We start from the raw sequence: 14,502 nt of genomic DNA on the forward strand, positions 1-14,502 counted from the left end.
TCCATGTACGCCGTAGTCGACCTGCAGACCACCGGCACCAGGACCAGCTGGCACGACCGGATCGTGGAGATCGCCATCGTCCGGCTGGACGCGACCGGCACGGTCGTGGACGAGTGGTGCACCCTGGTCAACCCGGACCGTGACCTGGGCCCCCAGTCGTTGCACGGGATCACCGGCGCCGAGGCCCGCCGCGCACCGGTCTTCGCCGAGGTGGCCGGCCAGATCGCCGAACGCCTGGCCGGGCAGCTGCTGGTGGCGCACAACCTGCTCTTCGACGCCGGTTTCCTGCTCGCCGAGTTCGGCAAGCTGGGCGTGACCGTGCCGGTCGACGACGACTGGGGACTGTGCACGATGCGCCTGGCCGGGCACTTCCTGCCCACCGCGTCGCGCAGCCTGAAGGCCTGCCGGGCCGCCGCCGGACTGCCGCCGCACCGGGAGTACTCCGCACTGCACGGCGCCCGCGCCGCCGCCGAGCTGCTCACCTACTACCTGGGCCGGGCCGGTGATCCGCCGCCGTGGGCCGAGCTGTCCGACGAGGTCCGGCAGATGAAATGGCCCGCGCTGCCGGTCACCGACGTGGTGCCGGTCGCGCGCGGCCGCACCGAGGAGCGCGAACCGCACTTCCTCACCCGGCTGGTCGAGCGGCTGCCCCGCCAGCTGAACCCGAAGGCGGACGCCTACCTGGCCCTGCTCGACGGCGTCCTGCTGGACCGGCACATCTCGGCCAGCGAGGCCGACCAGCTGGTCACCACCGCGGAACGGATCGGCCTGTCCCGCGCCGACGCCGAGTTCCTGCACCACCGCTACCTGTCCGGCCTGGCCGCGGTCGCCCTCGCCGACCAGATCCTCACCCCCGCGGAACGCCTCGACCTGGACGGCGTCGCCGAGCTGCTCGGCCTGACCAGCGCCGACGTCGACCGCGCCCTGGCCGGCGCCGCCGAGCACCCGTCCGCCCCGATCGCCCAGTGGCAGCTCAGCCCGGGCGACCAGGTGGTCTTCACCGGCATCCTGCAACCCCCGCGCGAACACCTCGAAGTCGACGCCCTCACCCACGGCCTGCGCACCGCCCGCAAGGTCACCAAACAGACCCGCCTGCTGGTCGCCGCCGACCCCGACTCGATGTCCCACAAAACAACCCCCCCTTCCTGTCCCCCCCCCCCCCCACCCCATTTCCCGCCCCCCCCAACCCCCCCCGCCAGTACAACATCCCGATCGTCACCACGACCGCCTACCGCGCGATGCTCGAGGCCCTGCTCCGCTAACCCCTTTCTGGTACGAATGCGGAGCGCCCGCCCGCAGGCCACAAGCCAAGCCCCCTGACTGCGGCCCGCCCCACCGCGCCCCTTCCGACCCGGCCGCGCCTCCCGCACCACCCCACTCACCGCACCCCCACCACCCAGCTGGCGCTGAGGGGTGCCAAAGTCCGCGGGACGCACCCCTGAGGACCAGCCGGAGTCGCGCGGCTGGTGCTCAGGGCTGCCTCGGAGCCCGGGAGACACCCCTGAGCGCCAGCCGGTACCGGGAGGCGCGCTGCGGTCCGGGGCGGGAACTGCCTCGCGGGGTGAGTTGCGTGGGGGCAGGGTGGGTGCCGCGGTTCGGTGGGGCGAGGCATCCCCCCGTGGTGACGCCTCGCCCGGCTCTCCGGTGGTGGGGCGCAGACGCCCACACGAGGGCTCGACGGTGGACCATGTCGTAGCCGCCGCCCTTTATAGCATGTAGGAGAGCGCTTTCCGAGGGTTATACAGGTGTTTGGGAGCGTTCCCAATTCGATGCGTCTCACTTGAGCAGATATGGGGCGATCAGCTCACTCCATCGGGGTTCACCCGTCTCGGCGATGTGCCGGACCGTGCCGGCCAGCATGTCGGCGAGCTGGATCTGCGGGTGCGACTCGGCGTCCAGGAAGCGGAACCCGAGCAGGTCGCCGCCGCAGCGTTCGCGCAGCAGGTCGATCCGGCGGGGCGGGAGCTGGGTCTGCCGGTCGTGTGCGACGGCCACCGGGCCCCACTGGCGGACCGCCGCGACCAGAGCCGGTACCAGCGGGTCCAGCACCGACCGGCCGATCGGGTCCTCGCACAGCCACTCCCGGAACGCCGCCGCGCCGGGAAACGACGGGGGACCCGCCGCGCTGGGGAAGGGCGGGGACGCGGCCATCGAGGGGAGCGGGTCACCGCGGCGTAGCCGGAGCGCGTCGTTCACCGCCGCGAGGCCGGTGTCGGGGAGGTCGAGGCCGAGGACGGACGCGGCTACCGATCGTACGAAAGCGGGTTTGTCCAGGAGGAAGACGTGGCCGTTGCCGCGCATCGGTCCGGAGGGGCCGAGGAACCAGGCGAGGGTTTCGTGGTGTTTCGCGCGGAGCAGATGGTTGGCCTTGTACTGGGTGGCGGGGGAGCGGATCCGGGCGCGCAGCTCGGTCAGCACCCCGGCGGGATCCGCGATCCGCACCGACGCGTGCGCGAACAGCCGGGTGGTCGAGCCGATCAGCTTTTCGCCCTCGTACCCGGATTCGTCGCACGCGATCTCCCGCATGCGTCCTGTCTAGTCGTCCTTACCTCGCTCGAACATCGGATAACCCGCCGGAACGGCATGATGGCTCCCGTGACTGACGCGTCCAAGGGTCTGGTTCTGATTGTCGAGGACGAGCGCCCGATCGCCGATCTGGTCCGGCTCTACCTGAGCCGGGAGGGCTTCGGTGTGCAGGTGGAGCACGACGGCGCGGCCGGGCTGGCGGCCACCCGGCGGCTGCGGCCGGTGGCGTGCATCCTGGACATCGCGCTGCCCGGGATGGACGGCACCGAGATCTGCCGGCGGATGCGGGCCGACGGCGACTGGACGCCGGTGATCTTCTTGACCGCGCGGGACGACGAGGTGGACCGGATCCTCGGCCTGGAGCTGGGCGGCGACGACTACGTGACGAAGCCGTTCAGCCCGCGGGAGCTGGTCACCCGGGTCAAGGCGTTGCTGCGCCGGGCCGCGGGCCCGCCGGAAACCGATCGGGTACGACAGCTGGGCCCCCTCGCCCTCGACCTCGGCCGCCGCACGGTCACCCTCGGCGCGCTGCCCCTGACCCTGACCGCGACCGAATTCGATCTGCTTGCGCACCTGGCCGGCCGGCCCGGGCGGGTGTTCACCCGGGAGGAGCTGCTCGCCGCGGTCTGGGGTTACGCCTCACACGCCGGCACCCGCACCGTCGACGTGCACGTGGCGCAGGTCCGGGCGAAGCTCGGCGCCGCGGCCGGCCTGATCCGGACCGTCCGGGGTGTCGGGTACACCGCCGATGCGTGACTTCTTCCGTACGCTGACCGGCCGCGCCGTGCTGGTCACCGTCGCGACCGCGGTGGTCGCCGTGATCGTCACCGCGCTGGTCGCCGTCCCGGTCGCGGTCCGCGCCGTGAACCTGCAGATCCGGGCCGAGCTGGTGGAGAAGTCCGCGATCGCGGTGGAGCTGCTCACCGACGAGCGCCCGGCGGCCCGCGAGAAGATCGCCAAGCGGCTGCGCCAGGACGCCATCGAGATCTACCTGATCCGGCGGGGCGTGCCCGACCACGCCGGCCTGCCGGCCGCGGTGATCACGGAGGTGACCGAGGGCAGCCTGGTGAACGTGCGGGCCCGGGTCGACGGGCGGTGGTCGTTCGTGGCCGGTCGCCCGCTGCCCGGGGTGGACGCCGGTGTGGTGCTCACCCGGCCGTCCTCGACCGGCGTCGCGCTGCAGGTGCTCGGCGGGGTCTGGTGGGCGCTGCTGGCCGGCCTGGTCGGCGGGATCCTGGCCGGCGCGCTGCTGGCCCGGTTCGTCTCCCGGCCGATCGAGCTGGCCGCGGCGGCGGCCGGGCGGCTCGCCGCCGGGGACCGGTCGGTGCGGATCGCCCGGCACGGCCCGGCCGAGGCGGTGCGGCTGGCCGAGGCGGTGAACCAGCTGGCCGCGGCGTTGCAGACCAGCGAGGGCCGGGAGCGTGACTTCCTGCTGTCGGTCTCGCACGAGCTGCGGACGCCGCTGGCCACCCTGCGCGGTTACGCCGAGGCCCTCGCCGACGGTGTGGTCGGCCCGGACGACGCCCCGCAGGCCGGCGCGACCATGCTGGCCGAGGCCGACCGCCTGGACCGGCTGATCTCCGACCTGCTCGTGCTGTCCCGGCTGGAGGCCGCCGACCTGCCGCTGGACGTGGTCGCGGTGGACCTGGTGGAGCTGGTCCGGGAGGCCGGCCGGGCCTGGTCGGCGCGGTGCTCGCCGGACGGACCGAACCTGACGGTCGACCTGCCGGACGAGCCGGTCACCGTGGCGACCGACCCGGGCCGGATCCGGCAGGTGCTCGACGGGCTGTGCGAGAACGCGCTGCGGGTGGTGCCGGGTGGTGCGCCGCTGGTGCTCGCGGTGCGCGCGGGGGAGTCCGGCGGTGTCGTCGAGGTGCGCGACGGCGGGCCCGGTTTCACCGACGACGACCTGGCCGTGGCGTTCGAGCGGGGCGCGCTGAACCGCCGCTACCGGGGCATCCGCAAGGTGGGCAGCGGGCTCGGGCTGGCGCTGGCGGCCCGTCTGGTCGGCCGGCTGGGCGGGCGGATCGAGGCCGGGCACGCCGCCGAGGGCGGGGCGCGGTTCACCGTGGAACTCCCTTACCGGACCCGAACAATCGGCTGACGTGCGTCGATCGGGGCGGGGCCAGTCTCGTACCCATGATTCGTACCGGAAAAGCTCTTGTCGTCGCGGCGACCGCGACCCTCGCTCTGGCCGGATGCGGCGCGGCCGCGGTGTCCGAAAAAGAGATCGACCCCGAGACCGTGGCACTCCAGGCGGTCGGTTTTGTCACCGATGAGGAGACCACGGCGACAACCGACAGGGTACGACCGAAAGTCGTCCGCCAGCTCCTGCGTCACAACGCGCTCCACGGCGAGGTGACCGTGCAGGCCAAGGACGGCGAGAAGACCGTCGTGGTGCAGCGCGGGAAGATCACCGCGGTGACCGACAAGGGCCTGACCGTGGAGTCCACCGACGGCTTCACGCTCACCTGGACCTACGGCGACCCGCTGCGCGTGGTGCAGCAGCGCAAGAAGGTGGAGCGGGACACGCTGAAGACCGGCACCGAGATCGGCGTCGGCGGCGTCGAGAGCGGCTCGGCGACCACGGCCCGGCTGATCGTGGTGAAGAAGCCGAAGTAGGGTGCCCGCTCGTGGATCCCCCCTCGAGATCCACGAGCGGAACCCGCCCTACTGCAGGAAGTCGGCGAACGGCGAGAGCAGCAGCTTGCCCAGGCCCGTGGCGGTGCGGTCGAGCCGGCGGCGCTCGTGGTCGAGCTGCGCCAGGTCGTGCCGGATCGCCCAGAGCTTCTGCGCGTTGCGCCAGGCGACATTGCGGGTGTATTCCACCATCTCGCCCTGCCACCAGTCGTCCAGGTCGCCGTTCATCGTGTCGATGAGCAGCTGCCAGCGGTCGAGATACCCCCGGCGCAGGCCCGGGATCTCCTCCGCGAAGATGTCGTTGACCTGCAGGTAGTCGTGGTGCTGGTCGCTGCCGTCGATCGGGTCGGTGCCCAGGTGGTCGAACGTGGTGACCAGCGCGAACGGCAGGTCGAAGTTGATGTGCGCGTTGACCCCGGCGACCGCCGACGGCAGCGGGCGGGCGTCCGGCCCGGGGATCCGGGTGAACAGGCCGGCCCAGACGCCGGGACAGGCCGGGCTGCCCTCGGTCCAGTAGCGCAGCGCGTCGAAATAGCGCCCGGCGAACTCGACGTCCAGCCGGGACAGGAACGCCGGATCCTTGAACTTGCCCGCGTAGAGCCGGTCCAGGACGTTCTCGGTGATGGCCAGGTAGAGCTTGTTGAAGTCCGCCAGCGGGTTGCTGTTCAGCAGCGGCGGGACTTGACAGAGCACGTCCTGCAACGCCTGGAGCTGGGTGACGACGGCGGGCACGTCATCCGGATGCTCCTGCAGGATGGTGGACATCTGACGTTGCACTGGTCCCCAGATGGGCTGGGTCATCGGATCCTCCACGCGACTTGCCGGGGTTACGCGGAGGGCCCCCAGCACCGCCCGGCGGCCGGAACCACCGGGCGGTGCTCCCCCGTGCGAAACAGCCTTTCACCGGCGCCGCGCGAGGGGATCGGTAGAACGACGTATTCCGTGTACGTATGTCACGGCGAGATAACGAACGCCTGGTCAGGCCGCCGTCAAGAAGACGCGACTGGCCTGCACGCGAGTGCGTACCTGAAGTTTGTCAAAGATGTGGCCCAGGTGCACGCCGACGGTGCGCTCGCTGATGAACAGCTGCTCGCCGATCTCCCGGTTGGTCAGCCCCTCGGCCACCGCTTCCAGCACCTCGCGCTCGCGGCCGGTGAGAACCGACAGCTCATCGCCCTGATCCGGCTCCGGCGGCGCCATCGCGACGGTGTCCGCGTCGTCGGCCAGCGACACCCGGAACCGCTGGGCGATGCCCCTGATCTCGTTCGCCAGGGGCCGGGCGCCCATCGCGATCGTGGTCGCGTACGCCTGACGCAGCCCGGCGATCGCGGTCGCCCGCCGCCCCCGGCGCTGCAGCGCCGCCTCGGCGTGCCGCAGGCGCGAGTACGCGGCCGGGTACGGCTGCTGCCGGCGATCCCAGATGGCCGCAGCCCGGGCCCACGGCTCCGGGTCCTGGCGATCCTCGATCCGGCTCAGCTCCGCGGCGCAGAGGTTGAGATAACCGTCGAGCACCGCCCTGACCTCGGTCGCGGCGTTGTCGGCGCCCTCCTGCAGCCGGCCGACCACGGTGTTGAGCCGGCGCAGCGCCGCCGGGTCGACGGGTGAGCCGGCCACGTGCGCCTCGGCCTCGGCGCGCAGCCCGTGCCAGGCCAGCACACCGAGCAGCACCAGGTCGTCGGAGCGGGTCTCGGTCAGGCCGCGCTGCACCGCGGCGCGGGCCTCGGCGTGCTCCTTCTGCCACATCGCCAGGCCGGCGCGCAGCGTGAGCATCGGCAGCACGTGCCGGGCCCCGCCGCCGGCCAGCAGGGTCGCGACCGCGTCCAGGTCCCGGCGGGCGTTGTCCACCTCGCCGAACCCGACCCAGAGCCGGCAGCGGGCGAGCAGCAGCTCGACCGCGTCGGCGCCGGACGGGCGGTGCTGCATCGCCGCTTCCAGCATGGAGTCCGCCTCGGCCCACTGTCCGATCCGGAACAAGCCGTTGCCGGCGATCGCCAGCAGCCGGGTCTGGTACGTCCGGCCGACCCCGCGCGCGGCCAGCGTGGCGGCGCCCCGGCGGGCCACCAGCACGCCCTCCTCGATGCTGTTCAGCGGGCCGGTCAGCAGCTCGGCCAGGTGCAGATAGGCGCAGCCCAGGTCGTCCGGGTGGCCGGAGCGCTCAGCGATCTCCACGGCGTGCCGGATGACCGCCAGCCCGGCGTCCGGGTCCTCGCGGAACGCGGCGCTGAAACCCAGCGCGGCGCTCGCCCGGACCAGGTCGGCGGTCGAGCCGTTGACCGCGGCCAGCTCCAAGGCGTCGCGGGCGCGCTGGTTGGCGTCCGCGTACCGGCCCAGGTGCAGCAGCAGCTCGGCGAGGAACGCGGCGGCGGTGGCGCGCAGCTGCGGGGTGCAGTCCGGGGCCTGCAGGGCGAGTTCGTACTCCCGCTCGGCGATCTCGGAACGGCCGGTGGCGGCCAGGTAGCGGGCCCGGCGCAGGTGCAGCTCGCACTCGCTGGGCGCGTCCTTGCGGCCGGCCAGCTCCTCCAGCCTGGCCAGGGCCAGCACGTGCTCGCCGCACTGGTGCGCCGACTCGGCGGCGTGTCCGAGCAGCTCAGCGCGTTCTGTGGCGTCGTCGGCGGTCAGTCGCAGGGCGATGGTCCAGTAGCGGTGGGCCTCGGCGAAGCCGTACAGGCCCTCGGCGGAGCGGGCCGCGGCGACCACCGACGGCAGCGCCCGGGCCGGCACGCCGGCCCGCTGCCAGTGATGGGCCAGCCGGGCGTGGTCGTCGGCGCCGCCGGCCGGCTCCAGGGCCTCCGCGTACCGCCGGTGCAGGGCGGCACCCTCGGCCGGCAGCACCTCCTGCTCCAGCACCTCGGCGACCAGCCGGTGCCGCAGCCGGTACCCCTCGGCGTCGCTGACCACGAACCGGTACGCCACCGCGGCCCGGATCGCCTCCAGCAGGCCGTCCTCCGGCAGGCGTACCACCTTGGCCAGCACGGCGTGGTCGACCGGCTCGACGCCGGCCGCGACCGCGTGCACCACGGCGTGCGCGTTGACCGGCAGCTCGTCGACCCGGGCCAGGAAGATCTCGCGCAGCGTGTCGGACAACTCGACCCGCCCGTCGCGCAGGTCACGGGAGAGTTCCTCGACCACGAACGGGTTGCCGCCGCTGCGCTTGTAGACCCGGTCGGCGTCCTCGCCGGCCACGTCGCCGCCGACGATCGCGGTGACCAGCTCCCGGGTGTGCTCCTCGGTCAGCGGCGCGATGTCGACCACCCGGACCGAACGGAGCCGGCGCAGCTCGGCCAGCACCCGGCGCAGCGGGTGAGTACCGTGCAGGGCCTCGGCGCGGATCGCGGCCAGCACCGAGATGCGCACGTCACCCAGGCCGGCCAGCAGGTAGAGCAGCAGCTGGCGGGTGCTCCGGTCGGCCCACTGCAGATCGTCGAGGACCAGCAGCAGCTGCCGGTCGCCGGCGATCGCCCGCAGGTCGCGGGAGACCCGCTCGAGCAGGGCACCCGGGTCGTCGGCGACCGTCGTGGTCGCACTGTCGTGCCGGCGCAGCGCCTGCAGCACCGGGTGCAGCGGTGAGGCGTCGCCGATGTCCAGGCAGGTGCCGAGCAGCACCGCGAAATCCCCACCGCGCAACGCGTCGGCGGTCTCGCGCAGCAGCCGGCTCTTGCCGACACCACTCTCGCCGGTCACGAATACCGCGGCGGTTCCACCAGGACCGACGTTGCGCAGGTAGGACTGAATATCGGCCAGCATGCCGGTGCGCCCGACAAGCGGCCCGTCGTCCCCCTGGCTGGCCATGTCCGGCAGCCTAGTGCGAAAGCACGTACCACGTTGTCGTCGGTTCGGACTGTTCTGCGTCACAAAAATGACGAGCGCCGATAGCCGTCACAGATACGTCGTTCTGCGGATCCGCTGGTGAACAACGGCTGGCACCGTACTCCCGGTCAACGCAGTGATCTGGGGGAGCGTGAGACATGACCACCATCACCGTAGCCGTCCAGGAGCGGCGCCAGACCGTGACCGTGCTGTTCATCGACATGGTCGGTTTCACCGCTCTGGTGGACCGGCTGGACTGCGCGGAGGTCCGGGCGTTGCAGCGGGACTACTTCTCGGTCGTGTCCGAGGTGGTCCGTGACTGCGGCGGCATCATCGAGAAGTACGTGGGGGATGCGGTGATGGCGGTCTTCGGCGCCGGCGAGGACGGCTTCGAGCCGGAAGCGGCCGCCTCGGCCGTGCGCGCGGGTCTGTCGGTCCAGGAGTCGTTGAGGGGGCGGCTCCTGGCCGGCAGGCACCGGGTGCGGACCCGGGTCGGGCTGGCCACCGGCGAGGTGATCGTCGATCCGGTGATGACCTTCAACGGCGGCTACGGGATGATCAGCGGCAGCGTGGTGAGCACCGCGGCGCGGCTGCAGGCCTACGCGCCGCACGACACCGTGGTGGTCTGCTCGTCGACCCGGGACGTCACCGACGCGCTTATCGCCTATCAGGAACTGCCACCCGTGTCGGTGCCCGGCAAGTCCTATCCGCTGGACCTGTGGCGAGCGCTACAGCCTCAGTCTGCCCCGCTGGTGGCGGTCGGCTAGCCTTTTTGTGGGTTTTTTCCGGTATTTTCGGGTCGGGTGGTCACGACCTGCCTCGCCTGGGGCAGAAGTGTCGGAGGCTCCGGGTAGGCTCGCGCCGTCCTTGACCACCTTGGCCGATCGGGAGTGCCGCCCTGTGACCGCACAGCCAGACACCTTGTACGGGGCTGACGACCTCACGCACCTGGAAGGGCTGGACGCTGTCCGGAAACGCCCAGGGATGTACATCGGGTCGACCGACAGCCGGGGCATCAACCACCTGGCCAACGAGATCATCGACAACTGCACCGACGAGGGTGTCGGTGGTCACGCCACCCGGATCGCCATCACGCTGCACAGCGACGGCTCGGTCCAGGTCGACGACGACGGCCGGGGCATCCCGACCGACGTGCACGCCAAGTCCGGGATCAGCGGCGTCGAGCTGGTGCTGACCCGCCTGCACGCCGGCGGCAAGTTCGGCGGCTCGGGCTACAAGGCCTCCGGCGGCCTGCACGGCGTCGGCGCCTCCGCGGTCAACGCGCTGTCGCTGCGCTTCGACGTCACCGTCAAGCGTGACGGCAAGGTGCACGAGATCTCGTTCCAGCGTGGGGTGCCGGGCGTCTTCGACGGTCCCGGCCCGGCGGCGACGTTCCGCCCGGAGGCCGGTCTGCGGATCGTCCGCAAGATGAAACGCGGCGAGCCGACCGGCACCGCGATCCGGTACTGGTACGACGCCCGGTATTTCGAGACCGGCGCCCGGCTGGACGTCGACGCGGTCCGCACCAAGCTGCGCAACACCGCGTTCCTGGTCCCCGGCGTGCAGTACACCGTCTTCGACGCGACCGCCGAGGAACCGGCCACCGAGGAGTTCCACTACCCCAACGGCCTGACCGACATGGTGGAGTTCCTCACCCCCGCGTCGGACAAGCCGGTCTCCGGCATCCTGCTGGTGACGGGTGAGGGGACGTACAAGGAAAACGCCGCCGACGCGAACGGCGTGATGCAGTCCAACGTGGTCCGGCAGGCCCAGATCGAGGTCGCCTTCCGCTGGGGCACGGGCTATGAGCGCAACGTCGAGTGCTTCACCAACACGATCCGCAACGTGCACGGCGGCACCCACCGCAAGGGCTTCGAGCGGGCCCTGGTCCGCTCCCTGACCGAGGCCATCCGCAACGCCCGTGGCCTGCTCAAGCCGAAGGAGGAGCCGCCCGTCCTGGACGACCTCCTGGAGGGCATGACCGCGGTCATCCACGTGCGGGTGCCGGAGCCGCAGTTCACCTCGCAGACCAAGGACGAGCTGTCCACGGCCGGCATCACCCGGGTGATGCAGACCCTGGTCGAGACGTTCGTCAAGGGCTGGATCGACGACCGGCGCACCAAGGTCGAGGCCCGCACGGTCCTGCAGAAGGTGGTGGACGCGGCCCGGGTCCGGCTGACCCAGAAGCAGCAGAAGGACGCGGCCCGCCGCAAGACCGCCCTCGAGGGCGCGTCGATGCCGCCGAAACTCGTCGACTGCCGCACCACCGGCATCGCCCGCAGCGAGCTCTACATCGTCGAGGGTGACAGCGCGCTCGGCACCGCCCGGATGGCCCGCTCCTCGGAGTACCAGGCCCTGCTGCCGATCCGCGGCAAGATCCTGAACGTGCAGAAGGCCAGCCTGCAGCAGGTGCTCGACAACGCCGAGTGCTCGGCGATCGTGCAGGTGCTCGGGGCCGGCTCCGGCCGCACCTTCGACATCGGCGCGATGCGCTACGGCCGGGTCATGCTGATGGCCGACGCCGACGTGGACGGCTCGCACATCCGGACCCTGCTGATCACGCTGTTCGCCAAGTACATGCGACCGGTGATCGAGGACGGCCGGCTCTACGCCGCGATGCCGCCGCTGCACAAGATGACCACCAAGGGCCGCAACCCGGAAACCATCTTCACGTACACCCAGCAGGAGATGGAGGCGACCCTCGGCAAGCTCCAGCGGGCCGGCAAGACTCTGGCGCCGGTGAGCCGGTTCAAGGGTCTCGGCGAGATGGACGCCGACGAGCTGTGGGACACCACGATGAACCCCGCCACCCGGACCGTCCGGCGGATCACGCTGGACGACGTCGAGCGCGCCGAGGCGACGCTCGAGCTGCTGATGGGTGAGCGGGTCGAGCCCCGGAAGAACTGGTTGATCGAGGCCGCCGGCCGGATCGACCAAGAGACGATCGACGCCTGAGGGGTTGTTGAGAAGTGGCACGCCGCAAGACCGAGAACCGCGTCGACCTGTCGGCATTCGACCAGGCCGGCGCCCGGGTCATCGACAATCCGCTCACCACCGAGGTGGAGGACTCCTACCTGGAGTACGCCTACTCGGTCATCCACTCCCGGGCCCTGCCGGACGCCCGTGACGGCCTCAAGCCGGTGCACCGGCGGATCCTCTGGTCGATGTCCGAGCAGGGGCACCGCCCCGACCGGGCGTATGTGAAGTCCGCCCGCGTCGTCGGCGACGTGATGGGCAAGTACCACCCGCACGGCGACGTGGCGATCTACGACGCCCTGGTCCGGCTCGCCCAGGATTTCTCCCTGAACACGCCGCTGATCGACGGGCACGGCAACTTCGGCTCGCCGGACGACGGCCCGGCCGCCTCCCGGTACACCGAGGCCCGGATGTCGCGCGAGGCGATGCTGCTGGTCGGCGAACTGGGCGAGGGCACGGTCGACTTCAAGCCGACCTACGACGGCTCCGACCTCGAACCCAAGGTGCTGCCGGCCGCCTTCCCGAACCTGCTGGTCAACGGCACGTCCGGGATCGCGGTCGGGATGGCCACCAACATGATCCCGCACAACCTGGGCGAGGTGGTCGCGGCCGCCCGGCACCTGATCACCAACCCGGAGGCCGACCTCGACGAGCTGATGCGCTTCGTGCCCGGCCCCGACCTACCCACCGGCGGTCAGCTGCTCGGCCTGGACGAGGTGCGCCGGGCGTACGAGACCGGCCGCGGTGTGGTCCGGATCCGGGCCAAGGCGCAGACCGGCCTGCTCGAGGGTGGCCGCGGACGCCAGGCGATCACGGTCACCGAGCTGCCCTACGGCGTCGGCACCGAGAAGATCATCGAGGCGATCACCGACGAGGTGAAGGGCAAGCTGATCACCTCCGGTCCGCGGCGCGGGCAGCGGCAGGCGGTGCGGCTGCAGGGCATCGCCGACGTCAAGGACCTCACCGACCGCGAGCACGGCACCCGGCTGGTGATCGAGTGCAAGGTCGGCGTCAACCCGCAGGCGCTGCTGGCCGACCTCTATCGGCTGACCCCGCTGGAGAGCTCGTTCGGCATCAACAACCTGGTGCTGGTCGACGGGCAGCCGCGGACTCTCGGGCTCAAGGCGCTGCTCGAGGTGTTCGTCCAGCACCGGTACGAGGTGGTCACCCGGCGGACGACGTACCGGCGGACCAAGCGCGAGGACCGGCTGCACCTGGTCGACGGCCTGCTGATCGCCCTGATCGACATCGACCGGGTGGTCGCGCTGATCCGGGCCAGCGACGACGCGGGCGCCGCCAAGACCTCGCTGATGAGCGAGTTCGGGCTCAGCGACATCCAGGCGACGTACATCCTGGACACGCCGCTGCGGCGGCTCACCCGGTTCGACCGGATCGAGCTGGAGACCGAGCAGGAGAAGCTGCGCGGCGAGATCGCCGAGCTCAGCCGGATCCTCGACAACGAGGACGTGCTCAAGCAGGTCGTCTCGGACGAGCTGGCCGCGGTGACCAGCGAGTTCGGCCGGCCGCGCAACACCACGCTGATCGACGGTGACCTCAAGGAGGTGCTCGCCGCCTCGATACCGGCCGGGCCGCTCGAGGTTGCCGACGACCCGTGCCAGATCATCCTCTCCGCCACCGGGCTGATCGCCCGGACCGCGGCGGAGAGCGAGGAGTCGGCCGAGGCCCGCAAGCGCAGCGGCCGGGTCAAGCACGACACGGTCCGCGCGATCATCCACGCCACCGCGCGCGGCCGGATCCTGCTGATCACCAACCGGGGGCGGGCGTTCAAGACCGATGTGCTGCCACTGCCGGTGCTGCCGGAGCAGTCCGGGACGGTCTCGCTGCGCGGCGGCATGTCCGCGTCCGAGCTGGTGCCGCTGGAGAAGGGCGAGCAGGTGGTCGGGCTCGCGCCGCTGACCCCCGGCGAGTCGCCCGGCCTCGCGCTGGGCACCCGGCTCGGCGTGGTCAAGGTGTGCGCGCCGGAGTGGCCGGTGCGCTCCGACGAGTTCGAGGTGATCACCCTCAAGGAGGGTGACGAGGTGCTGCAGGCGACCTGGCTCACCGACGGTGCGGAGGCGCTGGTCTTCGTCACCACCGACGCGTCGCTGCTGCGGTTCCCGGCCAAGCTGGTCCGGCCGCAGGGACTCAAGGGCGGCGGCATGGCCGGCATCAACCTGACCGCGGGGTCGTCGGTGGTCTCGTTCAACGTGGTGTCCACGTCGGAGGCCTCGCACGGCGAGCCGATGGTCGTCACGTCGACCGGCACCCAGGTGAAGGTGTCACCGTTCTCGTCCTACCCGGCCAAGGGTCGTGCCACCGGCGGTGTGCGGGTGCAGCGGTTCCTCAAGGGCGAGACCGAGCTGGTGGTGGCGTGGGTCGGCCCGCGCCCGGTCGGCGCCAGCAGCACCGGCGACCCGGTCGAGCTCCCCGAGCCGGACGCCCGCCGCGACGGCTCCGGCGTCGCGGTCATCATGGGCCCTCAGCTGATCGGCCACCACATCGAGCGCGACTGATTTTTTTGGTACGACGACGGCCCGCCGGTTCCTCCCGGCG

The 14,502-nt window shown here is 71.7% G+C and carries 10 protein-coding genes; 7 read left to right on the plus strand and 3 right to left on the minus strand.

Going from position 1 to position 14,502, the window contains the following annotated elements:
- The first annotated feature begins 3 nt into the window (after positions 1–3).
- Positions 4–1,320, plus strand: coding sequence for an exonuclease domain-containing protein (locus ADL15_RS19350; RefSeq protein ID WP_067692775.1), 1,317 nt, complete (start codon positions 4–6; stop codon positions 1,318–1,320).
- Positions 1,321–1,776: 456 nt separating this feature from the next.
- Here the strand turns inward: ADL15_RS19350 and ADL15_RS19355 are convergent, their stop codons facing one another.
- Positions 1,777–2,526, minus strand: coding sequence for a hypothetical protein (locus ADL15_RS19355; RefSeq protein WP_067692778.1), 750 nt, complete (start codon positions 2,524–2,526; stop codon positions 1,777–1,779).
- Positions 2,527–2,586: 60 nt separating this feature from the next.
- On the opposite strand from ADL15_RS19355, the gene ADL15_RS19360 reads away from it, so the two are divergent.
- The 3 genes from ADL15_RS19360 to ADL15_RS19370 are packed head-to-tail and all read left to right on the plus strand — an operon-like array spanning position 2,587 to position 5,148.
- Positions 2,587–3,282, plus strand: coding sequence for a response regulator transcription factor (locus ADL15_RS19360; protein ID WP_157441470.1), 696 nt, complete (start codon positions 2,587–2,589; stop codon positions 3,280–3,282).
- Entirely contained in the window at positions 3,275–4,630 is a 1,356-nt protein-coding gene (locus ADL15_RS19365) for a sensor histidine kinase (RefSeq protein WP_067692788.1), read from the plus strand. Before ADL15_RS19360 ends, ADL15_RS19365 begins: the two co-directional genes overlap by 8 nt.
- Before the next feature lie 35 nt (positions 4,631–4,665).
- Positions 4,666–5,148: a DUF4388 domain-containing protein gene (locus ADL15_RS19370; RefSeq protein ID WP_067692794.1), complete on the plus strand. Its 483-nt coding sequence runs from the start codon at positions 4,666–4,668 to the stop codon at positions 5,146–5,148.
- A gap of 48 nt (positions 5,149–5,196) precedes the next feature.
- Here ADL15_RS19370 and ADL15_RS19375 read toward each other — a convergent pair whose 3' ends face one another.
- Both ADL15_RS19375 and ADL15_RS19380 read right to left on the minus strand, forming a co-directional pair.
- Positions 5,197–5,967, minus strand: coding sequence for a DUF5995 family protein (locus tag ADL15_RS19375; RefSeq protein ID WP_067692796.1), 771 nt, complete (start codon positions 5,965–5,967; stop codon positions 5,197–5,199).
- Between the two features lie 177 nt (positions 5,968–6,144).
- Positions 6,145–8,955, minus strand: a complete 2,811-nt coding sequence (locus tag ADL15_RS19380; RefSeq protein WP_067692798.1) for a LuxR family transcriptional regulator — start codon at positions 8,953–8,955, stop codon at positions 6,145–6,147.
- Positions 8,956–9,131: 176 nt separating this feature from the next.
- Between ADL15_RS19380 and ADL15_RS19385 the strand changes: the two genes are divergently transcribed.
- The 3 genes from ADL15_RS19385 to ADL15_RS19395 all read left to right on the plus strand — a co-directional run bounded on the left by ADL15_RS19385 (position 9,132) and on the right by ADL15_RS19395 (position 14,462).
- Entirely contained in the window at positions 9,132–9,740 is a 609-nt protein-coding gene (locus tag ADL15_RS19385; protein ID WP_067692801.1) for an adenylate/guanylate cyclase domain-containing protein, read from the plus strand.
- A gap of 100 nt (positions 9,741–9,840) precedes the next feature.
- On the plus strand, positions 9,841–11,928 hold the full coding sequence (locus ADL15_RS19390) for a DNA gyrase/topoisomerase IV subunit B (protein WP_373873108.1): 2,088 nt from the start codon (positions 9,841–9,843) through the stop codon (positions 11,926–11,928).
- Positions 11,929–11,942: 14 nt separating this feature from the next.
- The gene (locus ADL15_RS19395) at positions 11,943–14,462 is read left to right on the plus strand and encodes a DNA gyrase/topoisomerase IV subunit A (RefSeq protein WP_067692805.1); all 2,520 of its coding nucleotides are present in this window, start codon (positions 11,943–11,945) and stop codon (positions 14,460–14,462) included.
- Positions 14,463–14,502: the final 40 nt, after the last annotated feature.

It is taken from the genome of Actinoplanes awajinensis subsp. mycoplanecinus (genome assembly GCF_001509495.1).
GTDB lineage: Bacteria > Actinomycetota > Actinomycetes > Mycobacteriales > Micromonosporaceae > Actinoplanes > Actinoplanes palleronii.

Bases quoted from the DNA above. Each gene is read 5' to 3' on its own strand.
- ADL15_RS19350 (WP_067692775.1), top strand. From the start codon at position 4: ATGTACGCCGTAGTCGACCTGCAGACCACCGGCACCAGGACCAGCTGG.
- ADL15_RS19355 (WP_067692778.1), bottom strand. From the start codon at position 2,526: ATGCGGGAGATCGCGTGCGACGAATCCGGGTACGAGGGCGAAAAGCTG.
- ADL15_RS19360 (WP_157441470.1), top strand. From the start codon at position 2,587: ATGGCTCCCGTGACTGACGCGTCCAAGGGTCTGGTTCTGATTGTCGAG.
- ADL15_RS19365 (WP_067692788.1), top strand. From the start codon at position 3,275: ATGCGTGACTTCTTCCGTACGCTGACCGGCCGCGCCGTGCTGGTCACC.
- ADL15_RS19370 (WP_067692794.1), top strand. From the start codon at position 4,666: ATGATTCGTACCGGAAAAGCTCTTGTCGTCGCGGCGACCGCGACCCTC.
- ADL15_RS19375 (WP_067692796.1), bottom strand. From the start codon at position 5,967: ATGACCCAGCCCATCTGGGGACCAGTGCAACGTCAGATGTCCACCATC.
- ADL15_RS19380 (WP_067692798.1), bottom strand. From the start codon at position 8,955: ATGGCCAGCCAGGGGGACGACGGGCCGCTTGTCGGGCGCACCGGCATG.
- ADL15_RS19385 (WP_067692801.1), top strand. From the start codon at position 9,132: ATGACCACCATCACCGTAGCCGTCCAGGAGCGGCGCCAGACCGTGACC.